Annotated in this window: 11 protein-coding genes; 6 read left to right on the forward strand and 5 right to left on the reverse strand. The window is 54.6% G+C overall.

The window, feature by feature from the left end:
• Nucleotides 1-303: 303 nt before the first annotated feature.
• Nucleotides 304-11,691, forward strand: a complete 11,388-nt coding sequence (locus QET93_RS12185) for an autotransporter-associated beta strand repeat-containing protein (RefSeq protein ID WP_280132207.1) — start codon at nucleotides 304-306, stop codon at nucleotides 11,689-11,691.
• 104 nt (nucleotides 11,692-11,795) lie between these two features.
• Here QET93_RS12185 and QET93_RS12190 read toward each other — a convergent pair whose 3' ends face one another.
• Nucleotides 11,796-13,034 carry a competence/damage-inducible protein A gene (locus QET93_RS12190; RefSeq protein ID WP_280132208.1) on the reverse strand — a complete coding sequence of 413 codons (1,239 nt, stop codon included), beginning with the start codon at nucleotides 13,032-13,034 and terminating at the stop codon, nucleotides 11,796-11,798.
• Nucleotides 13,035-13,171: 137 nt separating this feature from the next.
• Between QET93_RS12190 and pyk the strand changes: the two genes are divergently transcribed.
• On the forward strand, nucleotides 13,172-14,596 hold the full coding sequence (pyk, locus tag QET93_RS12195; protein ID WP_280132209.1) for a pyruvate kinase: 1,425 nt from the start codon (nucleotides 13,172-13,174) through the stop codon (nucleotides 14,594-14,596).
• 99 nt (nucleotides 14,597-14,695) lie between these two features.
• On the opposite strand, the gene QET93_RS12200 is transcribed toward pyk, so the two are convergent.
• The 3 genes from QET93_RS12200 to QET93_RS12210 all read right to left on the reverse strand — a co-directional run bounded on the left by QET93_RS12200 (nucleotide 14,696) and on the right by QET93_RS12210 (nucleotide 21,681).
• Nucleotides 14,696-16,951, reverse strand: coding sequence for a carboxy terminal-processing peptidase (locus tag QET93_RS12200; RefSeq protein WP_280132210.1), 2,256 nt, complete (start codon nucleotides 16,949-16,951; stop codon nucleotides 14,696-14,698).
• A gap of 193 nt (nucleotides 16,952-17,144) precedes the next feature.
• A complete protein-coding gene (locus QET93_RS12205) occupies nucleotides 17,145-19,418 on the reverse strand; it encodes a carboxy terminal-processing peptidase (RefSeq protein ID WP_280132211.1) in 2,274 nt (757 codons plus the stop codon).
• 25 nt (nucleotides 19,419-19,443) lie between these two features.
• The gene (locus QET93_RS12210) at nucleotides 19,444-21,681 is read right to left on the reverse strand and encodes a carboxy terminal-processing peptidase (protein ID WP_280132212.1); all 2,238 of its coding nucleotides are present in this window, start codon (nucleotides 21,679-21,681) and stop codon (nucleotides 19,444-19,446) included.
• Nucleotides 21,682-21,857: 176 nt separating this feature from the next.
• Here QET93_RS12210 and QET93_RS12215 point away from each other — a divergent pair, with 176 nt between their 5' ends.
• The 3 genes from QET93_RS12215 to ruvC are packed head-to-tail and all read left to right on the forward strand — an operon-like array spanning nucleotide 21,858 to nucleotide 24,294.
• Nucleotides 21,858-22,487, forward strand: coding sequence for an MBL fold metallo-hydrolase (locus QET93_RS12215; protein ID WP_280127360.1), 630 nt, complete (start codon nucleotides 21,858-21,860; stop codon nucleotides 22,485-22,487).
• A gap of 54 nt (nucleotides 22,488-22,541) precedes the next feature.
• Nucleotides 22,542-23,747 carry a DEAD/DEAH box helicase gene (locus QET93_RS12220; protein ID WP_280127361.1) on the forward strand — a complete coding sequence of 402 codons (1,206 nt, stop codon included), beginning with the start codon at nucleotides 22,542-22,544 and terminating at the stop codon, nucleotides 23,745-23,747.
• Nucleotides 23,748-23,787: 40 nt separating this feature from the next.
• Complete coding sequence (ruvC, locus tag QET93_RS12225) at nucleotides 23,788-24,294, forward strand: crossover junction endodeoxyribonuclease RuvC (protein WP_280132213.1); 507 nt, start codon at nucleotides 23,788-23,790, stop codon at nucleotides 24,292-24,294.
• Nucleotides 24,295-24,367: 73 nt separating this feature from the next.
• Here ruvC and QET93_RS12230 read toward each other — a convergent pair whose 3' ends face one another.
• Nucleotides 24,368-24,541, reverse strand: coding sequence for a hypothetical protein (locus QET93_RS12230; protein ID WP_280132214.1), 174 nt, complete (start codon nucleotides 24,539-24,541; stop codon nucleotides 24,368-24,370).
• 307 nt (nucleotides 24,542-24,848) lie between these two features.
• Here QET93_RS12230 and QET93_RS12235 point away from each other — a divergent pair, with 307 nt between their 5' ends.
• On the forward strand, nucleotides 24,849-26,150 hold the full coding sequence (locus QET93_RS12235) for a Gfo/Idh/MocA family oxidoreductase (protein ID WP_280132215.1): 1,302 nt from the start codon (nucleotides 24,849-24,851) through the stop codon (nucleotides 26,148-26,150).
• The last annotated feature ends 3 nt before the right edge of the window (nucleotides 26,151-26,153 follow it).

Raw genomic sequence — 26,153 nt, forward strand, 5'->3', positions numbered from 1 at the left:
TTGATATTAAGCATATTAACATCAATCAAAATAGAATTTTCCGACCAAATAGCAAACCAAAATCTTCTCGATTAATTTGCATAATATATTGTATTTCAATTTATTGTATTAAATAAAAGCAGACACCCACCTCTTGATAAAAAGACCACCTCCAAACGAACACAGAAAACAATCTCATAAATATCTGATTATAAGTTAATTATATATACAATCAAAGAGTATTCCAGCCAATTTGAGTAATCAGGGTTTACATTGACACCCCGCCAGGGAACGTGCAACTGTACGTTCACTCCCAATAAAACCATGAAACTCCGACTCCCTCTTTTACTCGCGTCCATGCTATTGAATGCAATGGTATTCAACGCCTACTCAGCCACCACGTCCTCCTCTCCCGGCAATATCGTATTTGTCGGAGATTCCATCACACAAGGCGGCCACTGGGGAGGCGTAGATTATGCGCCCGGATCACCCAGTTACCGCTATTCCCTGTTCAAAAATTTTGTCGATAACGGCGTGGCCTATACCCCCATGGGAATAGGAGAAGTAACCTCGACAGGAACCGGGGCAAATGTCGTATCCGCCCCCTACCGAGGCCAAAACTTCGATCCTACACACGAAGCTGCCGCCAGCGCCAGAACTTATACATGGTCCGGTATTCCAGAAAATAATAGGGGATACAACAACAATCCCGGCACACGTCCCCACGAAGCACCGGTCTGGAACCTCCTCGGACTCAACAACCCCCATACAGGCAGTCCAACCACCTTTTACAACGGTGGAAACCTTCAAACATACGCGGGACCGACGTATGCTTCCAAATATGGTGATAAAAAACCGGACACTGTCTGCCTGATGATCGGGATCAACGACCTGATTGCAGTCAGAAACGGAACCGCTATTTCCCGGCCCGACGGCAGTACGAGCGCCTATACCAATGCCGACGTCATCGGGAACATCCACTCGATCGTCCAGGCCTACCAAGAGTACAATCCGAACGTTAACGTCCTGGTCATGGGACTTCTGCCGACCGCGTCCAACAACGGGACCTACGGACTGAGCGACGGGTTCAATGCCGAACTGGCAGAAGCCCTCAAGACCTGGTCGACCGAAACGTCCAACGTTTCCTACGGCAATGTCGGAAGCGGGGTCAGCACGTCACCCAGCGTCCACTACGACAACGCAGGAGCACATCCCAATAAACAGGGAGAACTCATCGTCGCCGGCAACCTTGCGAGAGCTCTCGGCATCGGGCAGCGAACCCTGGGTTTGGAAAGCAAGGCGGCAACCACCTTTAGCCACCGGATGACTCCTACTCTCGACCATCTGGGAGATTTCACAATTTCGTCTCCGGATCAATGGCAAGCATATAGCGATTCGTCTTCTGGACTTTCCGGACTTCTTATCAATGCCGGGTACAAATCTACCGCTTCCCTGACGGCAACCGGCTGGGAGGTCGCGGCCTCTACAGGCTTCACCGTCGAAGCCAGCATGCAGCTCTATTCCGTCTCCGGCAACGGCATGGTCATGTCCTTGGGGGACGGGGAAACCGGCAACGGTTTCCTGACGATCACAAACACGGGCATCTACTGGGGAAGCAACAACACACTGCTTTATTCCAGCAGCCAGGGCAACGAGAATCTTGATCTCCGCATTACATACATGGCCGACGGCAATACTCAGGGAGTCGATGCCGGGTACTACGTCTGGCGCAACGGGCAACTCATCGGAGAAGCCCTTGCCGGGGGAACCACCCTGACGGACGCCTTTTCCGTCGGAAGCATCGACGGGTTGCTCTCCTACGGCTTCCTGTCCCATCTCTCCTGGGAAACGGGAAGCTACGCCCCTACGCAGGACGGCTCCCTCTACGGTACCGCCACCCTGCCCTCCCTGCCTTCCCTGACCGGTGATGCTATTATCAAAGCCAATAACGTCATTTCCCTGAACAGCGCAGAGTCCTGGGAAGGAGGTTCTGTCCCTGAAGCAATCAATACGATCCGCTTCTCCGGGACATTTTCCCAGGAAGCCGCCATCACACAGGAAGCTTCTTTAGCCGTTTACAGGCTAGAACTGGACAATTCCAACGAGGCCAACGCATTGGTGCGTATTGTCACCAACGCATCCGGCGCGGCAAACAGCAGCAATGCACTCAAAATCGGAGAAGGGGGGATTGTTCTCTCGCAATTCAGCAACGGAGCCATCATCCAAAGCCTGATGGTCACCGCAAGCCAGACATGGGACATTGCCGCCAGCAAGGTATTGCGCATCGGCGTTTCGACAAACTACAACCGAGGCTATTTCGGCAGCGAAGGCGCCAATACCATCACCCTGACGGGCGGAGGCCTCGCCATCATTGATACCGCGTCAGGCGCCATCCCCTCCGTCAACTGGATCATCACTGGAAATTCCTCTCTGTATGCCCTCTGGAATACAGTACCGGGCAGCTTTACCGGAGGCATCGGTTCCGGCTCCGTCACTCTGGACGGAGGTACGCTGGGCGTCAACTACGGTACCGAAGGAGGAGGCCAGGCATCATCCGGCAACTGGACATGGGGCAACCAACTGCTCATCGGATCCAACGGCGGCATCATCCTTCAAAACCATAATGGGGACAAACGAACGCTCACCTTAACCGGCAGCATAGCCAACGCCGACGGAGCGGGAACGGAGGCCACCCTGACCTTCCGTAATAAATCGGGAGGCACCAACCAGGCTTATATCCTGACAGGAGACAATACCGCCTTTACCGGCACCATCCTGGTCGAAAGCGAGGTCAATCTCAAAATCACCGGAAACGGCACGCTGCATACCGGCATTCTCCAAAACGACGGTACGCTGAACCTGCTCCGCACCAATTCATGGGACATCAGCGCCGTCCTTTCCGGCGGAGGTACCCTCAACATCGGAGAAGACACGGATGCCTCCAAAACGCAAACCGTCACCTTCTCCGGCAATAATACCTATACCTCCGCAACCAATATCCTCGGAGGCACACTCAAGCTCAACCATGCCAATGCCCTGGGCAGCACTTCCGCCGTCAACATCGGAGCAAAAGGCACGCTTGACCTCAACGGTCAGGAAATTTCCAAGACTCTGGCCTTCACGGCAGGCGGCATCCTGACCAACTCGTCGGACACCATCGCCCAAATCAGTGTCGCCGGACCTAGCATCAACACCAAATTCTGGAGCAACGGAACCATCTCCATTGATGCAGGAAAGACACTTCAGATCAATATGACATCGGATCATGGTGCGTTGGATGCCAACCTCACCGGATCCGGAACCTTTGAAAAAGTACAGAACGGAGTCCGTCACCTGCAACTGGTTTCGACAGGTAATACCTTCGACGGAACCATCAAAGTCAGCCAGGGCTATTTCGCGTTCCATCCCGGAACGGCCAATGCCCAAACCTTTGCCGAAGGCTACCGCCCGGATTTGATCATCGGAGCCGACGGCAAGGTTACCATGGACAATTCATTCAAATCGGAAGCGAATGCACTGAAGCTCGGCAATGTTACCGGAAGTGGAATTTTTGCAGGAGACTACGGGACAGGACCATTCTGGGTTGATGTCCAAATCGACAAGGAAGGAGGCGCCATCTTCGCGGGTCAATTCCAAAAGACTAGTGATACACGAAACTACAATGCCATCAAACGCGGCACGGAAGACTGGATCCTGACGGGAAACAGCACCGCCACAGGTGTACTGAAAATTGAGGAAGGCAAAGTCCAACTGGGCGACGGAGGCACCACGGGATCCTGGGCAGGCTCCATCACCGGGGCAGGTCAACTCATCATCAACCGTACCGGCGAGGTCACCATTTCCACTGACAACTCGTTCTCCGGCGGCATGGTCATCAAGGCGGGAACCGTCACCGCGGGCCATGCCAACGCCTTTGGGGCAGACGCCAATATAATCACGCTGGCGGGTGGCAACGTCAATTTTGCCGGCAACTACAAGAAGAGCCAGTCTCTCGTCATCGCCGGAGGCAGCGGCACTGCTACCGTCGCTTCGGGCAATTTTGATGGAAACCTGACCATCGGCAAGGGAGCCGCCTTGAGCCTGATCAGCGGGGCTAATGCCGCTACTTATTCTCTGGGTACCGGGATTACGCTCATGGCCGACACAGGGGCAACCCTCACCGGCAACATGGTTTTGGACGGCGGGACAATCGTCCTGAATTCGACGGACGCCCTGGCCAATACCACCACGACACTCACTCTCGGAGGTTCCCTGAGTCTTGCTTCCGAGGGAAGTACAGTCACTCTCAACCTGTCCGACTTCGCATCGTTCGGGCAGGGAAACTACACACTCCTGACAAGTAATACATCACTGACACAAAACATTCTGAATGCCTTCTCCGTATCCGGATTGGCGTCAGATTCCTACGAGTTGCTATTCGGAGGCACAAACGATAAGAGCCTGATTCTTTCCATCCTGAAGGCATCCGGAATTTCTTCCCTCACCTGGAACGGCGGAGCCTCCGGCACCTGGAGCGCCGCCAGCGGCAACACGGGGTGGACAGGCGCCGGCGTCAACAGCTTTAAGGATGGGGACAAAGTCTCCTTCCTGGACATACCCGACATAACCGCTTCCGAAATTACTCTCGAAGGTACCGTCAAACCGTCGCAGATCATTGTCAATAACACGGCGACATCCTTCACGTGGAAAGGTACCGGCATCATCGCTGATTCCGAAGAATCCGCCACGACAACTCTGCTCAAGGAAGGATCCGGAGAACTCACCATCGCCAATGGCGCCAATACCTTCTCCGGAGGCACTACCATCAGCGGAGGGAGCATCAAGCTTCAAGCCGTCCAAGGCCTCGGGACCGGCACAATCACTCTGTCCGGCGCCAATGCAACGCTCCTGCTGGATGCGGATGGAGATTTGTTGAAATCAGGAAACAAGTTGATTTTCAATGGCGGAACTCTCTCTTACGGGGATACGGCCAATCAGGATATTTCCACCTTGATCAGCGACTCCTCCACGGCGAACGTTGCGATCAATCTAGGGGCAGCACAGGTCTCATGGGGAACAGCCATCAACAAAAACCTGACGATTAACGGCACAACAGGAATACTGACTCTCAACTCCGCCAGTGCTATCGGCGCCAATTCCCTCACCATTCAAGGAGGTACCGTACAGATCACATCTGCCGATACCCTTACCTCGGCAACTTCTATCACCCTAAGCGGGACAGGCACGCTGGATCTGAATGGACAGACCATCTCCAATGCCCTGACATTCTCCAACGGAGGCATCCTGACAAACACGGCGGCAGCAACGGCACGGATTGATGTGACAGGGGACATATGGCAAAACGGTACGGTCTCCATCGCACAAGGAAGCACCATTCAGCTAAATCTCACCGGCGCGACAACCCTTAAAGGCAAACTCGAAGGAAGCGGAACGTTCGCCAAATCGGGATCTTCTAATTTCGTCATAGACACCATAGGCAGCAAGTTTGACGGAACTATCCAGAGTAATGCCGGTTATATCATCTTTTCGCCCACTACCGCCAATGGGCAAACATTCGCCGATGATTATCGACCGGACCTCATCATTGACGCCGGCGCTAATGTCACTCTCGGAAGCACCTCGTTCGCAACAGAAGACAATGCCTTCAAGATCGGCAACCTGACTGGTTCCGGAGACTTCAAAGCCGACTATGGATCTGCTGGAGACCGCTATATCGATGTCCAAATCGACAAGGCCGGAGGAGCCACCTACTCTGGCAAAGTGATGTTAGCCTCGAACAACCGAATCAACAACGTCATCAAGAGAGGTACGGAAGATTGGATCTTGACCGGGGACAGTACGACCACTGGTGTATTGAAAATCGCGGAAGGGGCCGTCCAACTGGGCGACGGAGGAACAACCGGTTCCTGGGCAGGCTCCATCACCGGGACGGGCCAACTCATCCTCAACCGTACTGGCGACGTCACCATTTCCACTGACAACTCGTTCTCCGGCGGCATGGTCGTCAAGGCGGGAACCGTCATTTCGGGGCATGCCAACGCCTTTGGGGCAGACGCCAATACAATCACGCTGGCGGGTGGCAGCGTCAATTTTGCCGGTAACTACAAGCAAGGCCAGTCTCTCGTCATCACCGGGGGAATCACAGGTACGGCATCCATCGCTTCAGGGACCTTCAACGGTAACATTACGATGGACAAAGATGCTGTGCTGACACTGGCTAGTGAAAGCAACACCGCCACCTATTCCCTGGCGACCAACATCAGCCTGACGGCTAATACGGGAGCCAGTCTCACGGCCAATGTGGAACTGCTCGGAGGCACCATCAGGCTGGGAGCCGACGATTTCACCGCAGGCAGCAGTACGGCACTCACGATTAACGGCACCCTGAATACGGGAACGGGAGGCAGCGCCACTCTCGATCTCTCCGCCTTCAACGGTCTCGACAAGGCCACCTACACCCTGCTCACCACCGATACGTCTCTGACGCAGGACTGGATCGACGGAACCTTCACCGTCACAGGCCTCGATTCCTCGACGCTTTACACCCTCACCATGGGCGGCACGGACGGCAAATCCCTGCTCTTTATGCTGGGAACGGCTCCCGGCCTGGAATGGCATGGAGGAGCCACTGGCACATGGAGCACTGCCAGCGATAACACTGGTTGGGGCAAGAATGGAGACAAGGCCTATGCGGATCCTTCCGCCGTCACCTTCCTGGATCTCTCCGGCATCGCCTCCTCGACGCTCACCATCGAAGGCACAGTCGCCCCCGGAGCCATCACCGTCAGCAACTCGGCGGGAAGCAACGGAACAAGCTATACCTGGCAGGGCACCGGCATCATTGCCGATGCTCCCAATACACAGACAACCCTTGTCAAAAACGGTTCGGGAGAGCTCGTCATCTCCAATGGAGCCAACACCTTCTCCGGAGGCTCTACCATCAACGGCGGCACCGTCACCTTGCGTACAACGCAGGGGCTCGGCACCGGAGCCGTGAATCTCGCTTCGGCTTCCGGCATCCTGAAACTGGATGCATCCGGCGACCTTCTGGTATCCGGAAACAAGCTTGTGTTCAACGGCGGTACCCTTGCCTACGGCAACGAAGCTTCCCAGGATATTTCCGATTTGATTGACGCCTCTTCCACTGCCGCCGTCAAAGTCGACCTCGGAGGCAACCATGTATCCTGGGCCAATGCCTTACAGAAAAGCCTCGTTGTCAACGGGACAGGTTCCCTGACCCTCGGACAGAGCGGATCGGTCAATGGCAATGCGGAAGCCCTCACTATCAATGGAGGTACGGTTGTTCTCGCATCCGGAAACGCACTTAAAATTGCTACATCCGTACAAACGCAGATCTCCATGGCAGGAGGTACGCTGGACTTGAACGGCAACTCTGCCGGCTACTACAAATCAACCGCTCTCCTGCTGGGTAAAACCCTGCAAGCCGGAGGCACCGGAGAAAACATGCTGATCACAAACTCCGGCGAAGGCAATACGAACTCTCTGGGCTTCTTCTTCACCACGAATGGAAGTACGGCACTTTCCTACGATGGTTCGCAAGGCGCCGGGAAATTGGTTATTGACGCCGATATTTCCCATTTCGGTACCAGCAACGAACACTCGTACACATTCCATGTGACTTCCTCTACGAAGAACATTGCCGATGCTGAAGTTGAACTGGCCGGACAGATATCCCGCATGGACGATCCGAATAATGACGGCACCAAATTTACCCTCAAAAAGACGGGCGATGGCCGTTTGATGATCAGCGGCGCCAATTACCTGCCCGGACTCAATATTGCCGAAGGAACATTGATCGCCAACCACACTCAGGCATTGGGCGTAGATCGTGCCCATTCCAATCAGCTGGCAATTGGTGACAGCGGAACACTCGACCTTTGGGAAAGCAATACCGTCTCCATCCTTTCCGGAACGGGAAGAATCACCAACAGCTCCGATTCCGCCACTGTCCTGACGATCGGACGCACAAACGCAGCTTCCTCCTTCTCCGGCATCATCTCCGGCAATGTCGGCCTGACTATTGATCAGGGATCAACCTTCACACTGACCGGCAGCCCGGATTCCGGCAACACGCATACCGGCCCCACAACAGTCCAAAACGGATCAACCCTCATCCTCGGTAATGCCGAGGCCCTGGGCAGCCAATCCGCCTTGGCCGTCAATGGCGCCAGTTCCCAAGCCGCCCTCAAGTTCGACGGAACCGTCTCCAACGCGATCTCCGGCGATGGTATCCTTAACCTCGGAACAGAGGATACGACCGTCCGTCTTCGCCTGGAAAACCTCGACGATTTCACCGGGACTGTGAACCTCGCCCACACCGATTCCTCCTTAACAATAGCAGGACAGGCAGCCTCACTCGCAGGTCTTTCCCTGCACGGAGGCTCCATGACCGTCGACGGCGCCTCCCTCAGCATCGCTTCCACCACCTCGGGCATCGGTACCGGAGCTCTGACTGTCACGAACAACGGATCGCTCGATATGGGCGGCAATTCCATGGACGGGACCGTCACCATGCATTCCGGCTCTCTCCGGCAAATCGGGGAAGGAACGACCGTTTCCGTCATCGCCGACGGAGATGTCGCGCTAAACGGCATCCTGGGAGAGCGAATTTCCCGCTTGGAAACCGTTGCAGGAGCTACGGTCTCGGGCATTAACGGAACTGTCAGCCTGGATTCCGTTTCCCTGACCCTCTCCATGGACAACCTTTTCCAGCAAGGAACATCCATGGAAGGCAAGAAATACGCGGTTCTGTTCCAGGACGGTACCACTGACCAACTGTCCATTTCGGGACATCTTCAACTGGGGATCGCCAGCATGAAGGACTTTTTGATGGATCAGAGGGAAAACAACTACACGTATGACTTCCTCGTCACCAACGGAAACCTGGATGTCGACACCGCCAGGATTGATTTCAATCCGTTGTTGAAGGCCATCGGCTACACGTTGGAAGGCATCCGTCAAGGCGTCATCACCATCGGAGCAGTGGATCCCAACATGCCGTACATCATCGCGGAAGAAGAACAAGTCACATTCACCAGCGGACGGGAACTGGATTCCTTCCCCTTCATCGAAGTGGACGGAACGCTGAACATAGAGCTTTCTTCCGATACCTCCATGACGCTCAAAGATCTCCGAGGCGAAACCACAAGCGCCATGATCCAGACAGGGGACGATTCTTCAGTAACGCTCCTTATGGATAAATCCATCATGGATGATACCTACGCCGGCAGCATTTCCGGAGGTGCTTCCATCGGAAAAACAGGAAAGTACACTCAAACAATCGGCGGTAATGTCGCCACCTCAGCAGGGTTTACGACCATTACCGAAGGGGACATGATCATCAATGGTTCCCTTACCACGGCCCGCCTCCACCTTGCGGGAGGCAATCTCTCCGTCGGACAAGGACTCAAGGCGACTTCCGTCATCGTTGATTACAACAACGGAGATCCCGGCAAGGCAACACTTGCCGTCACCGGCGATGCGGCTATTTCCGGAGGAATCCATCTGCAGAAAGGTTCCATGTCGGTAAGCGGCAACATAGGAGCCGGATCTCTATCCATGGATCAAGGAACGGAACTCAACTTCGGAGGAGATTTCATCTCCCTCTCCGATGGAGAAAGCATCCTGGCGGAAGGTTCCGTCCTGAACGGTAACGGTATCATCTTCGTCGACAAAGGAGCAACCTTCACCAACAACGGTGTTCTGTTCCAGGGAGATATTCTTGTTTCCATGTCGGGAACAGGCAGCGCTTCCATCGCTGCGGATACCACGTTCCAGGAACTTTCCGGATCGGGCAACCTGACGCTGAATGGGAATTCACCAACTGCCACGCTTGCCGGCGACAGGCAAGCCACCTTCTCCGGCCAGCTTCTGGGAGCGGGAACCCTGCTCAAAACAGGCCGGGGCGTTCAGTTCCTGAATACGTCCGGAAACAGGAATTTCAACATTGATATCCAAAACGGAGTCATGGTCGTCAACGCGCCGGAAACAGGCAGCAACGCGATCGAGTACGCCCATATCAATGTCGGACAACCGGACGGCAACCCGGCGCTTCGTACGGCAGATGCCACGACGACGGAATTGCATATTCTTGCCGATACCTATGCCGAAAGCCTGACTGTCAACCGGGGAGCCGCCCTCGTCCTGGGATCGAATTCGGCAGCTATCGTTTCCGATCCCGTCAGCTTGACTCTGAAAGGAAATGCCGTTTTCGCAGAAGGTTCGTCTATCAGCACCATCGTTCCCAACTCCGAAGGAGGCGTCGTATCCATGGGTACCATCACTCTGCCGAAGACATTGTCCGTCACGCTGGTCAATTACAAATCTGACGGCTGGGAAGCCCCATTGCCCGATCTCCTTGTCATGCATGCGGATCAAGGTTTCCTGAATGCCAACGGGACAATCATAGGTAAGGAAACAACAATGAGCGACTGGAATGTGACTCTAGAAAAGAGCATCGCCCTTTTCTACACCACCGCAACGCTCCACCTTGATACCAGCGGCAAAAAGCTTGTCGCCACTCCGACCGGAAGCCGGCAAGACAACCTGCTTCAACAATACGCCCAATCGGAAACGGCCGCGGCCGGAGCCGACATGCTCTGGAATGCCGGATTACAAACAAGCGGATCCAATCTGGACCGCATCCTCGCCTTCACGATGGATGCCATCCAGGCCGGTCAAACCGGAATCGCCAGCCGGGCAATGGCAGCCAGCGCAGGGAATACCCTGACAAGCCTCATGGGAGCCCAGAAGGCCGACTACCGATACCAGCAAACGCTGATTCGCAATAGAATGACTATCATGGGACTTCCCGAAGGATACGACTTCGGCAACGAGCTCCCCTTATGGAATACCTGGATCCAGGCAAACGGCACCTACAATAACCTGGACGGCTCCGGAGACGCGGCCGGATTCAGGTTCAATACATGGGGAGGCACCTTCGGCATTGATGCAAACGTCAGTGAAAAACTCACGCTGGGCATGGCTATCACAGCCAGCTATGGCAAACTGACCGCAGATGCCGCTGATCATCTCAGCGGAGACATGGATACCTATTATGCCAACCTCTTCGCCCGCTACCAAAGCGGGAAATGGGGACACAATTTCATCGTCACCGCAGGAAGAAGCGATGCAAAGGTCAGCCGTACCGTATGCTTCGGAAATGACAGCTACATCGCCTCAAGTACCACCAACGGCCTGACTTGGGGAGCCATGTACGAGGCAACCTACGATATCGCACTCAATGATAATCATTCCGCCATTTTCCAACCGCTGCTCAACGTTTCCGTCATGAAGAACAAACTTGACAGCTTCGCGGAATCGGGAGCTGACAATGCCGGACTGCATGTCAGCGATCTCGAAGGAACAACAGCTACCTTCTCCCTCGGGGGACGTCTGATGGGACTTGTCGGAAGCAACTTCTTCGGGCGTGAATCCCTGGGCGAAGTGAGACTTCAAATCGCCCAGGACTGCGGAGATACGCGGAATGAGGGCACTGTCGGCTTCCTCGCATCCCCCGCTTACGGACGCACCGTCAAGGGAAGCAAAGCGGGTACGACAGCCATTCAATGCGGTACAAGCCTGAGTATCCCGACCGGAGATCAGGGAAGTATTTTCATGGAAGCCAACGCTGATATCCGAACCCGGATGACAACGATCAACGGCAGCATAGGCTACCGGTACAACTTCTGATATCGGAAGCAATAAAGAGAAAAACCGGGGGCTGCCCTGTCTTCCGACAGGGCAGCCCCCACATTTTTCCGGCCCTTCCTTCGAGACATTGCGCTAGAAAGGACCTAGCCCTCCCGCAGGATTCTCAACAGGCCCGCCAATGCCGTTTGAGCCACATATTGACGGAAAAAATCGCGGTCTCCCGGGAAATGACGCGTCTCTACCAGGGTTTCCCCGCCCCGGCGAGCCCAGGCCAGACACACGGTACCGACCGGTTTTTCCGGAGTTCCTCCACCGGGACCGGCAATACCGCTAACGGCAACCGCCAAATCGGCGTGAGACTGATGCAGAGCTCCTTCGGCCATTGCTCCGGCAACAGGTTCGCTCACGGCACCGAAGGCTTTTAACAACTGACAGGAAACCCCCAATTCCTTTTCCTTCGCCTCATTGGCATAGGTCACCCAGCCGAAATGAAACACCCCCGATGCCCCGGAGACATCGGTCAAGCGCTTCGCAATCAAACCGCCCGTACAGCTTTCCGCCGTCGCTACGGTTCTTCCCTTCGCAGCCAGTTCCCGCACCAGGACCTCCTCAAGACATGCCCCGTCATCAGATACAATATATTCTCCGGATCGCAGTTTCAAAACCTCCGAAGCAGAAGCCAACGCAGATTCCGGCCCGATCAGACGGACATCCACCTCCCCGGCACGGGCGCAATATCCCCATTCCAACCCGGGAACGGCAGCCAGTCCTCCATCCACCAGTTCATGTAAATCGCTTTCTCCGATCCCGGCCGTCTTTACATTGATCATGCGCTCATGCGCCCCCCCCGAACGGACTTTCAGGCGAGGCAACACATATTCCTCCATCATAAAAAACAATTCACGTGGGGGACCGGGCAAAAGCACCACGTCGGGCAGGGATGATTCCGGCTTGCCCGGCATCCATAATCCGGGAGCCGTTCCATGGGAATTCCAAAGGACTTCCGCCCCTTTCGGCACCATGGCCTGCCGGAGGTTGCCTGGAGCCATGTCCCGATTCCGGGAAGCAAAATAGTCCTGCAACCTCCGGACAACCTCGGCATCCTCCTTCATTCCCACGCCGAACAATGCAGCCAGAGCATCACGAGTCACATCGTCACTCGTCGGCCCCAGCCCCCCGGTCACAAGTACCACGCAAGACCGGGCAGACGCCTCGCGCAAGGCAGATAAAATGGCATCTCCATCCGGTACCACCGTCTGGCGGGAAACACGCCACCCGATCGAAAACAACTTCTGCCCCAGCCAGGCGGCATTCGTATTCACAACATTGCCCAGCAACAACTCCGTGCCGGTATTCACCAATTCTACGGTACATGTTCCCATACCGACACTATGCACTCCTGAATCGCAGGTGGCAACAGCTTCAACCGGCCGAAATGGAAAAATTAAATCTTTATCCTCGCCTTGTCCTGGGCCATAATCCGAGTGAAGGAAACTTTGACCTTCACTACTTCGCTATCATGAACACCATTTCCGACAAACGCTCCACAAAAATTATCTGCACCATTGGACCAGCCACCGAATCGCGCGACATGCTCGGCCAGCTCATTGATGCGGGAGCCAACGTTTTCCGGCTCAACATGAGCCACAGCAAGCACGAGTGGGTGCGCAACCTCATCCGCGCCATCCGTCTGGAAGCGGAACGGCATCAGGCAAACATAGCTATTCTTGTCGACCTGCAAGGGCCCTCCATCCGTACGGGAGAACTGCCAGAACCCTATCACCTCAAGGAAAACGACCAGCTCGAAATCCGCCTGACTTCCGCCGCCCCCGGGATGCCCTACTCTACAACCGTCAACTACGACGGCCTTTTGGAAGATGTTCAAGAAGGCAACACTATCGTCGTCGATAACGGAGCACTCCTGATGCGAGTCGACCACATCATGCCGGACCGCATTGTCTGCACCGTTATGACGGAAGGCGTTTTCGGTTCCCGCCGCCACATCAACCTCCCCGGAGTAGCCCTTCGCCTCCCCGCCCTGACGGAGAAAGACCTCGCCGACCTGGAACTGGCTGTCGAATGCGACGTCGATTACGTAGCCATGTCTTTCGTTCGCAACGCCGCACACATCGCCGAACTCCGGGATCACATTGAACGCCTGGGAGGAAACGCCCAGATTATCGCTAAAATCGAAGACCAGCAGGCCATCCGCCACATTGACGACATCATCAGCGCCAGCGACGTCATCATGGTAGCCCGCGGGGACCTCGGCATCGAAGTCAATATCCAGGAACTGCCCGTCATCCAGCGGGACATCGTCCGGCAATGCCACAGGCTCGGCAAACGCAGCATCATCGCCACGCACATGCTGGAATCCATGATCACACAGCCGACCCCGACACGCGCCGAAGTCACGGACGTTTCCAATGCCATCTTCGAACAGGCCGATGCCGTCATGCTCTCCGGAGAAACTTCCGTCGGTCTCTATCCCGTCCGCTGCGTCCAAATGCTCGACTCCATCGCCCGCCGCATGGAGCGGGAGGAAGATAGCCACTTCTCCTCGGAAGCCATCCTGAAAAACGACCGTCAGAAGACGCTGCGCGCCGCTATCGACCTGGCCGACTCTATCGACGGAGCCAACCTCGTCATCTTTACCCGCCGAGGAATCATGGCCATCGACGCCGCCGTGCTCAGGCCGGAGAAAGCCTCGATCTTCGCCTTCTGCAACGACCCCATCGTCGTCCGGCGCCTAGCCCTGGCCCGCGACGTCACTGCCTTCCCTCTCGTTTTCTTCAAAGATCCATCCCTCATGGTCCACCAAGCCATCGACATTCTGAAAAAAGAAGGTTACGTGCAGGACGGTCAGCCGCTGGTCATCGTCGGAGATTCCCTGCAGGGTGAACTCATCGTCGATTCCATCATCTACATGCGCGTCGGGCAATAATCCCGGTAAAACGCACCACCAACGGTAATTCAAAAAAAGCTTGTTCCGCACGGTTGACGGAACAAGCTTTTGATTGGTTGGGATCGGTAAAACGAATGATTACTTCCCTGCGGCGGGCTCTTGTTCCAATTTACTGAGGGGTTCCCCCTTCTTCATATCTACCATATCGGCTACGATATTCAGGCTTTCGCGAAGTTCGGGATCCAGACCGGAGGGATACTTCGGAGAATCGTCCAGCTGATCCGTCGGGTTTTCCGCCATCTTCATGAACTGTTCGTTGTCCTTCTCCGGATCGGCCTGCGGCAATTTGTCCGCATTGACATCATCCAAAGTCAAACGGTAGATCTTATAACGCGAGGCATCATTTTTCGCCATTTCGGCAAACCGCGTTTTACGTTCCTCATTGATGGACTTCCGGCGAGCCAGAAGTTCGCTGCTTTCCTTCTCTCTTTCTTCCTTATTGATAGAGAGTTTATTTTCTGCGAGACGCTTCTTCACCATCTCGATCTCTTCCTTCATGATCTGAAGGTCACGGTCACGGGACACGCGGATTTCGCTCCTTTCCCGGAGTTTCGGGAGGACGGAGTCTATCCATTTGTCCTTGACGTAATCCTTGGATTTGGCGATCTGATCATACGGCATGGCGTAGTCCTGTTTGTCCTCGCCCACTTCAAAAGCGGCTGTCGCACTGGGCAGTACAATATCGCTGACGACTCCCTTAAGCTGGGTCGATCCGCCCGCTACACGGTAGAATTTCTGCGTCGTCAGTTTCAAAATCCCGGCACGGCTACGGTCGGAAAAGTACGGCAGGAAACGCCCCAATTCGATCGGCTGCTGGACAGTACCCTTCCCGAAGGTGGATGTGTCGCCGACAATGACGGCACGCCCGTAATCCTGCAGGGCCGCCGCCAGAATTTCCGAGGCGGATGCCGAGAGTTTGTTGGTCAGAACAACGATTTCACCCTTGAAAAGGGGATTCTTGTTCCACACGTCCTTGGTTGCCTCTTCACCGCGGGAATCCTTGATTTTCACCACCGGGCCACTGCCCGTAAAGAAACCGGTCATCAGGCGGACTTCTTCCAACGAACCGCCGCCATTGTTACGCAAGTCGATCACCAGCCCTTCGACACCTTCTTTCACCATGCGCTGGAGAATCTTCTTCACATCCGTAGCACAACGACGGTCACCTCCGTCCATGTCGGCGTAAAACGACGGGAGCGTCAACACCCCCATCTTGATGATCTTGCCGTCGTCCTGCTTCATTTCCAGGATTTCGCCCTTGGCCAGTTCGTCACGGAGCTCGACCTTGGAACGCTTCAACGTCACGATCTTGGCCTGGCCGGGATTGCTGGCAGGCTCCACCTTCATGCGAATCGTAGACCCTTCCTTGCCCCGGATCATGTCAACAACCTTGTCCAGACGCATAAAGAGTATATCCGTCATCTCTCCCGTGTTGTTGCTGTCGACGGCCACAATACGGTCATTCAGTTTGAGTTCCCCGCTCTTGTCCGCAGGCCCCCCGACGACGATACCATTGATTTTGACGGCACCGTCGTCCTCCTGACCGAGGAGGGCGCCGATTCCCGTCAGAGATCCACCCATCGAAGACTTGAAGCGATCTGTTTCACGGGCGCTCATGTACTCCGTATGAGGATCATAGACCAAGGCTACGGCACTAAGCAAAGCATTGGCCACATCTTCCTCATCGGAAGATTCCTTGAGGTTTCTCAGGATACGGTCATAGCGGAGGGAAAGCTTTTCCTTGGGGGATTTCTCAGAAGCCGCCGGGTCGGGCTTGTTCTGTTCCTTGGCGAGGCGGGCGATCGTTTCACGCCGCATGATTTCGGAGAGGAGTTGCTCCTCCACCATGTCGCGCCACACTTTATTCATCTCTTCTTCGTCCTTGGGCCATTCTACCTTGCGGCGTGAACGGGCAACGTATTCCTTGCGGTCAAACTTGAAGTCATCTTTTTTCAAAAGTTCTTCGGCGTACTTGATACGCTGCTCTACCCGCTGACAATACAACGTATACAACGGCAAAGCCGCCTTCATCACTTCACCGGAAAGCAAATAATCATCCAGCTCCTTGCCGTACCGGGAACGCAGGGAATCCACATCCTCCTTCGTAAAGAAGATGCGGGAGGGATCCAGACGTTTCAGGTACATATCCAAAAAGTCATTGGAAAGCTTGTCGCTGAACTCCTTCTTGGAAAAATGGAGGCTCTGTAAAAGAATGGACATTCGTTTACCGACATCATTAAAATCCGTTGCCCCCTGAGCGCAGGACGACACCATGAGGCCGACGAGAACCACCCCAGCCACCTTGCGAACCCAATTCTTGAGCTGTATCTTCATTGTGGGAAAAACCATGCTTGTATCTTGTTGCTGCCGACGCCACGCGCGGCTATCATAACGTTTACAAGGCAGGTTTATGTATTTACGGTCCTTTGTCTATTCTTTTTCGAGTTCATGTCCTGTCATTAAACCCGTCATGCGGAAGGGAGGAAAAACTCCGGGCCGCGACAAGACACTTCACACTCTAAGAATATCACGATCCTTTTGACAGAGAATCATCAACAGAAGGCAGGGGTTCCAGGCGAGACGGAGCAACTCCCTTCTTCAAATCCACCATATCCACCAGAATGTTCATCCCCTCCCGCAGCACGGGATCAAGACCGGAAGGATAGCCTTCCGGACTGATTAATTCTTTGTGGAATCTTTCCCTCATCTCCATCCGTTGTGCTCCGGATTGTTTTTCCGTAAGCAGAGGGAGCTGTCTGGCATCGACATCCTTCAAGGACAACCGGTACATGCGGTAACGTTCCGACTCTTTCTTTTTCATCGCCTTATAGCGAACAGACCTTTCTTCTTCAATGGATTTGATCCGCGTCATTTCCTCCTTCATCTCCCGCATCCGTTCTTCAAGATTCAACGAAAGAACATTGTCCTTTTTTTCTTGTTGCATGCGTTCCGCCTCTGCGGCAATAAGCCGGAAATCCATATCCCCGGCAGAACGTCTGCTACTCCGTTCGCGCAGGCGGGGGAGAATGCTCGCGAGCCATTTGTCCTTCACATAATCGCCGCAAGGGGGAACCTCATCGTACGGCAAGGCATAGTCCATGCCGTCCTCGCTCATCCCGTAATACGTCGTCAGACCGGGCAATACAATGTCGCTCTCCACTCCTTTCAACTGGGTCGAACCTCCGGAAACACGATAGAATTTGGATATCGTCACCTTCAAACACCCGGCCCGAGAACGATCCGAATAGGCCGACATCAGGTGCCCCAGCATAATCACTCCCTGGACGGAACCCTTGCCGAATGTTGCCTTTTCACCCACAATCAGGGCCCGCCCATAATCCTGCAAGGCAGCGGCCATCAGCTCAGAGGCAGAGGCAGACCATTTGTCGGTCAACACGACAAGAGGGCCTTTGAACAACGGTTCTTTCCTGTCGGAAATGCGCTGTTCCACCTTTCCATCCCCATCACGTACCTGGACAACAGGCCCGGCTCCGGTCAGCAATCCGATCATATGCACCACTTCGTCCAGTGAACCTCCACCATTGTGCCGGAGATCAATCACTGCGCCATCCACTTTTTCCCGAACCATTCTAGCTAGAATTTTTTCGACATCGGTTCCGGACCGATGCCCCTTCTCTCCGGGAGAAGCACTGTAAAATCCCGGAAGAGTCAAAATCCCCAGTTTGACATTCTTCCTTCCCGGAGTGCGGAGAACATCGACAACCCGGCCTCGGGCAAACTCGTCCTCCAGTTCCAGCAAGACACACTCCAGTATCACGATCCGGGACTCTTGAGGATTGTCTGCAGGCTCCAGTTTCAAACGAATGACCGTACCCTCGGCACCGCTCAGGAGATCAATCACCTTGGATTGATTCATGTACCGGATATCCACCAGCTTGCCCGTGTTGCCGGAATCCACGGCAATCAAACGATCTCCCCGGTGAATTTTCCCGCAGGTATCCGCCGGAGTACCGGGCAGAACTTCCGCCACCCGGAACACGCCGTCGTCATCCATCCGTACCCCCAGGCCGATACTCGTACACTCTCCACTCGCCGAAGACATGAAAAAGCCCTGCTGCTTCACCCCCATATACGAAGTATGCGGGTCGTACACCATGGCAACGGCATTCAGCAAAGCCTCGGCAACATCTTCAGCAGCGGTCAATTCCCTCAGATCGCGAATCTTCCGTTCGTAACGAAGGGAAATATTCTTCCGGGCGTTTCGCAGGGCCTCTTCAGAGGGAGCTACATACTCCTTGCCGTCGATTTTCCCCTGTTGCAGGACTTCCTGCAGCAGTTCCATCTCGATCCTGTCCCTCCAGACCTTCTTCATTTCCTCATCGTTGCGGGGCCACTCCATATGCCTCCGGGAACGCGGCACGCCCTCCTGACGGTCGAACTTGAATTCTTCCTTAGCCAGCAATTCTCGCGCGTACTCCGTTCTCTGAGCGACGCGAGCCATGTACTGCATGAATAGGGGGCGGGCCACCTGCATGGCCTCTCCATCACGGATATAATCATCCAGATCCGTAGCGAATTTAGCACGCAGCCTGTTCACGTCCTGGAGAGTAAAGTAGATCTTGGACGGGTCCAGGCTCTTCAGGTACATCTCCAGAGCCCGTTCCGAGGCATTATCGTCAAAGGCGCGGCGAGAAATGTGTTCCTTCTTCAAAATCCGGAACATCAGCTTTCCCGCCTCATCGTAGTTCACGGCACCCTGCCCCAACGGCAGCAATACGGCCAGTACAATCAGAACAAACCAAACCGGACGGGAAAAAAACAATGAGACAGCCTTTTTCATCTTCCTCGGCAAAGTTCCTTTCCTATTAGGAGTTACTGGAGGCAAGAGGGGCGCCTTTCTTCAGATTCACCATATCCGCCACGATATTCAGACTTTCCCGAAGTTCGGGGTCCAGACCGGAAGGATATTCGGGAGAATCGTCCAGCTCATCATCCGGATTCTCCACAATCTTAATGAACTGTTCGTTGTCTTTCTCCGGATCGGCCTGCGGCAGTTTGTCCGCATTGACATCATCCAGCGTCAAACGGTAAATCTTGTAGCGTTCGGCATCATTCTTTGCCATTTCGGCAAATCGCACCCTGCGTTCCTCATTGATGGCTTTGCGCCGTTCCAAGAGCTGGCGATTTTCCCTTTCGCGTTCCTCCTTGTTAAGAGAGAGTTTGTTTTCATCCTGCCGCTTCTTCATCTCCAAGGCGTCCTCCTCCATGATACGGAAGTCGCGGTCACGGGCCACGCGTTTCCCGCTTCTCTCCCGGAGCGTCGGCAGCACCGTGCCGATCCATCTGTCCTTCCGGTATTTCTCGCATCCGGGTATCTGGTCGTAAGGCATCACATAATCGAACGATTCTTCCCCAAGCTCATAGGAGGCCAGCGCACTAGGAAGTACCACATCGCTTTCTACGCCTTTCTTCTGAGTTGATCCGCCAGCCACCCGGTAAAATTTCTGGACGGTCAGCTTGAGCGTCCCTGCCCGCGAACTATCGGAGAAATAGGGAAGGAAACGATTCAACTCAATGGGGCTCTGGACGGTACCCTTTCCAAAAGTCGACTTATCGCCGACGATCACCGCACGACCGTAATCCTGAAGGGCCGCTGCCAGAATTTCCGAGGCGGATGCCGACAATTTGTTGGTCAGCACAACCATCTGTCCCTTGAACAAAGGTTCCTTATTCCAGACCTCCAGTACGGATACCTTGCCTCTGGAATCCTTAACCTGAACCACGGGACCTGCACCGATGAAGAAACCGGTCATCAAGCGGACTTCTTCCAACGAACCGCCGCCATTGTCGCGCAAGTCGAGAACCAGACCTTCCACCCCCTCCTTGACCATGCGTTTGAGAATCTTCTTCACATCCGCGGCACAGCTTCGAGAACCGCCATCCATGTCCACATAAAATGAGGGCAGCGTCAGAATCCCCAGTTTGGCGATCCTGCCGTCATCCTGCTTCATCTCCATAATCTCCCCTCGGCACAGCTCCGCCTTGGTCTCTACCTTGGCGCGCGTCAGCACAACCTCTTTGATATGTCCGGGGGTAGACGCCGGTTCCACCTTGAGGCGAACGCGCGTACCTTCCTTTCCGCGGACCAACTCCACAACCTTGTCCGCACGCATATAAAGAACATCCGTCATCACATGCGAATCGTTCGGCGACACGCCGAGAATGCGATCATTCAATTTCAACTCGCCGCTTTTGTCCGCAGGGCCGCCGACAACAATACCGCTGATCTTGACGGAGCCATCGTCCTCAGCTCCCAAAAGGGCACCGATACCGCTGATACTCATATCCATGGAACTCCTGAATTCATCCGTTTCCCGGGCATCCATATACTCCGTATGCGGGTCATAAGCCAAAGCCACAGCCGATAACAACGCGCTGGCCACATCCTCCTCGTCCGAGGATTCCTTAACATTCCTCAGAAGGCGTTCGTAGCGCAGGGAGAGCTTCTCCTTGGGGGATTTTTCGGAAGCCGCCGGATCGGGCTTGTTCTGCTCCCTGGCGAGGCGGGCCATTGTCTCGCGCCGCAAAATTTCAGACAAAAGCTGCTCCTCCACCATATCGTGCCACACTTTGTTCATCTCCTCTTCATCCTTGGGCCAGTTTACCTTGCGACGGGACAGAGGCACATATTCCTTGCGGTCGAACTGGAAGTTCTCCTTCTCCAGCAACTCCCGGGCATATCCGACTCTCTGCTCCACTCTCCGGCAATACAAAGTGTACATGGGAACAGCCGCATTCATCAGCTTGCCGGTAAACATGTAATAACCCAGATTGGTACCGTAGTTAGACTTGAGCGTATCCACATCCTGCTGCGTAAAAAAAATCCGGGACGGATCCAAACGCTTCAAATACATGTCCAGGCAATCCCCGGAAACCTTATCGTTCAGCTCCTTCCGGGAAAAATGCATATTCTGCAAAAGAATTGCCGTCATTTTGCCGACATCATCAAAGTTCGTCGCTCCCTGTACGCAGGAGACGAGCATCATGGAGGCAAATGCCCAGCAGACCATGTTGCGGAACCATTTGGGAGACTCAATATGCATAAAAAAATCTATTAATAAGATGAAAAGGCCGCACCATCCTGAACCTGGCCGATACAGTAAGATTTACGTATTTAAACGACCATGTCTATCCCTTTTCAAGTCCATGTTTCGAGAACGCACCGGATAGTACGAGATTTGCGCTCGCCAATCCGGCAGAATCGCCTATCATTTTTCCCATGAATCGGATTCGTGTTTATACGGGTGGCGCTGTGGCTGGCAACGGGTACCTCTTCAAAACCGGAGAAAATACCTACATCGCCATCGATGCACCCGAAGGCTTTGCTGACTGGATCAAATCCAAAAACCCAAAAGCCGTGATCACAGATCTCCTCATTACGCACCAGCACTTCGACCACGTGCAGGATGCCGCCCGCATGAAAGAAGTGTTCGGATGCGCCATTCACGCGGGTGCCGCGTATTCCGATCAACTCTCCCTCGTCGACATGGCCGCCAAAGAGTGGAACATGGACATCGAAGTTCCTCCCTACGACGTGGACGACCTCATCGACGACAACAAAAAAGCAGCCACCTGGGGAGGCCTCATCTGGCACCTCTACCACGTCCCCGGACACTCTCCCGACAGCATCGTCTACCAGTTGCCGGACGAAGACATCCTCTTCTCCGGAGACACCATCTTTGCCGGTTCCATCGGCAGAACCGACCTCCCCGGAGGCAACACCAAACTCCTGCTCAAAGGATTGGAAAACACGATCCTCAGCCAGCCCCTTTCCACAACCATTTTTCCGGGCCACGGCCCTTACACGACCGTCCGCAACGAAAAACAGACCAATCCCTATCTTTACTGATCCACCCTCGCGGCGCGGCTCCACTCCCTCTCGTACCCTATCATTATCAGACACATGTTATTCTCAGAACTTGGACTTTCAGAATCCGTCCTCAAAGCCGTCGAAGCCTGCGGCTACGACCACCCCACCCCCATCCAAGAACAAGCCATTCCCAAAATCCTGGAAGGATGCGACATCATCGGCGCGTCCCAGACCGGTACCGGAAAAACCGCCGCATTCGCCCTCCCCCTTCTCAGCAAGCTGGAACCGACGGGCAAACCACAAATCCTCGTTCTGGAACCCACCCGCGAACTCGCCGACCAAGTGGCGGAATCCTTCCGCGAATACGCCCAGTTCACCGGGTTCAAGGTAGCCCTCCTCTACGGAGGCGTCGGCTATGGACAACAAACCGAAGACCTGAAAAACGGAGCCGACATCGTCGTCGCCACCCCCGGACGCCTCATCGACCATTTCTACCGCGCCACCATGCGATTCGGCGGCATCAAAACCCTCGTCCTCGACGAAGTGGACCGCATGCTCGACATGGGGTTTCTGCCCACCGTCCGCAAGATCGTCAGCCTCTGCCCCTGGGAAGGCCGCCAGACGCTCTTCTTCTCCGCCACCATGCCGGAAATTATCTCCAGCTTCGCCCGCTGGTGCCTGCACGACCCCATCGAAATCACCATCGCACGCCAGGAAGTCGCCGCCACCATCAGCCACGCCTTCTACCCCGTCGCCATGGACCAGCGCGACGAACTCCTCATCAACCTCCTCAAAAAGACGGACTTCCACTCCGTCATGATCTTCACCCGAACGCGGCGCGAAGCGGACAGCGTCTGCTCCATGCTCGAACGCAACGGCTACCGCGACAACGCCGCCGTCATGCACTCCGACATCTCCCAAAAGGACCGTATGGAAGCACTCAAGGGATTCAAGAGCGGCAAATACGCCATCCTCGTCGCCACCGATGTCGCCGCCCGCGGTATCGACGTCAGCGGCGTCACCCACGTCATCAACTACCGCGTCCCGGAAAACCCCGAAGATTACGTCCACCGCATCGGCCGCACCGGCCGCGCCGAAGCTACCGGAGAAGCCTTCACCATCCTCACCGCCGACGAACTCGACTTCGCCAAAGCCGTCGAAGAATTCGTCAACCAGAAGATCGAACGCAAAAAGCTTGAAGGCTTCGACTACGCCTACAGCGCTATCCTCGACGACCAACCCATCCGCCCCGTCCGGAAACCGAAGCCCCCCATGCCCAAGCGCGGACGAAGAAGGTAACCCCTCTCCACGATACGCGCCGCACAAACCTCCCCCTTTTATGCGAGTCCTCGCCATCGACCCGGCCATTCGCAATACCGGTTACGCCGTTATTGAAGGGGATCATGTCCGGGACGCTCACGCCGTCGACTACGGCACCATTTCACTGCCCGCCAAACTGGCCCAGTCCGCCTGCCTCCTCGCGATCAAAGACCACATCTCCGCCCTCATTCAAAAGTGGGAGCCGGAAGAAGTTGCCGTCGAGCGCATCATCTTCGTCCAATCCCACCAGACGGCCATCATCATGGGCTCCGCCCGGGCGGCCGTCATCCTGGCCGCCGCTGAAAATGGTCTCAAAGTCGTCGAATACTCGCCTACCAGCGTCAAACTTGCCGCCGTCGGCAAAGGCACCGCCCGCAAAGAACAAGTCGCCTTCATGATGCGGGCTCTTCTCCAACTCCGGGAAACACCCCAGTCCGATGCAGCGGATGCCCTCGCCATCGCCTTCGCACACCTCACCGCCAGCGACCCCGCCAAAGCCCTCGTCATCGAGCGCAAATACATCTGATGCCCGTCAATACGGGAACCCGGATTGAGTTCTCCGGCATCCGCACCTTGAGGAATTGAACAGGAATTGTGGACTACGGCTTCTCGTCCGCAATTGGTATCGCCGATTGTTTTGCCTTGATGTGGTCAAGCAGCATGCGGTGGATTTCCTCCATAGTCTTCAGCTTGTCCGGCTTGTTATTCGCTTTCGCCTCAGCCAATTTCTTCTCGCAATAGAGGAGCGAATTATTCCCGGATTTGTCCTTCAATAATGGATCCGCTCCATGATCCGGAAAGAATCGGACATATAAAATCGCTCTGTACCAGTCGGAGGTACATCCAAATAACATCGCGAATCACATCAAGAAGTGCATGGAAATTTTCCAAATTTCATCAGAATTCGCTTATCATAAAAACTAAAGATCATATTTTCCAATCTGGTCGACGGGTACCACATATTTACCAAAAATGGATCAACTGAAAGAATGAAATACCCCTAACCGTACAAAGAGTATACGGGTATATCCTCATCTACGGGCATTAATCCCTTGATACTCTCGAACAACCACTAAAACCATGAACAACAACAGACGCAGCTTTATCAAAAAAGCAGCTATTGGTGCCGCTGCATTCACTATTTTACCAAGACACGTTTTGGGTGCTATGGGGGGAGATAAATACATCGGCCCCAACGATCAGCTAACGCGTGCCATCATTGGAGTAGGCGGTATCGGTACAGGACCGCTTCACATGACGAGCGACCAAACCTGTCGGCTGGTAGGCGTTTGCGATGTCGATTCCAATCACTTGAAAAACGGAGTCAATATGGCCAAACAGAAGTTCAATCAACAGGTCAAAGCATACCACGACTTCCGGGAATTGATCCACGACCCCAATGTTGACATCGTTCATATCGCAACCCCACCGCACTGGCACGGCATTATGGCCGTCGAAGCAGCCCGTGCAGGCAAGGATATTTTCTGTGAAAAGCCGATGACTCGTACCATTGGAGAAGGCAAACGCATCTTACAGGCAGTCAAGGGACATGGCCGTATTTTCCGCATCAATACGTGGTTCCGATTCAAAGATACATTCTACGGACTTGGAACCGAAACGCGACCTTTGAAGAAGCTCGTCGACAGCGGTTTGCTGGGCTGGCCACTTACCGTGAGAATCTCCGGCGCCACGGGATTTGCATGGAAATTCTTCTGGACGGGACGGGACAAACTGACCCCGGAACCCGTCCCGGCTAACCTGGATTACGACATGTGGCTTGGGCCGGCTCCGTACAAGCCCTACAATGCCCACAGAACGCACCAGACCTTCCGCGGGTATTGGGATTACGATGGCGGTGGCTTGGGCGACATGGGCCAGCATTATATCGACCCCGTTCAATACATCCTGGGGAAAGACAATACCTTCCCCATCAAGGTGGAAGTCGATGCCCCTCAACAGCACCCGGACGCCATCGGCATCTGGAGAAAAATCGTCTTCACCTACGAAGACGGCTGCAAGATTATTCTGGAAGGTGAAGGCTTCGAAAGCCCGGGTAAAGTTCCCTATATCGAAGGGCCGAACGGCAAAGTTTATAAGGGATTCGAATGCACCATCCCAAATGTCATGGAAAAAATTGCTGCGATGCCCGATCCGGAAATCCGCAACACGGACTTCCTGGAATGCGTGAGAACGCGTCAACAATTCGCCCTCGACGAAGATAAGTCTTACCACAGTTGTACCATCGTCAATATGGGAGTCTGTGCCTTGAGATTGAATCGCACGCTGCATTTTGATCCGAAGACCCAGCTCTTCATTAACGATGATGCGGCAAACCGGCTCATCGACCAACCCATGCGCGGCTCGTGGGGCAGATACATGTAATAC

It is taken from the genome of Akkermansia sp. N21116 (assembly GCF_029854705.2).
GTDB lineage: Bacteria > Verrucomicrobiota > Verrucomicrobiia > Verrucomicrobiales > Akkermansiaceae > Akkermansia.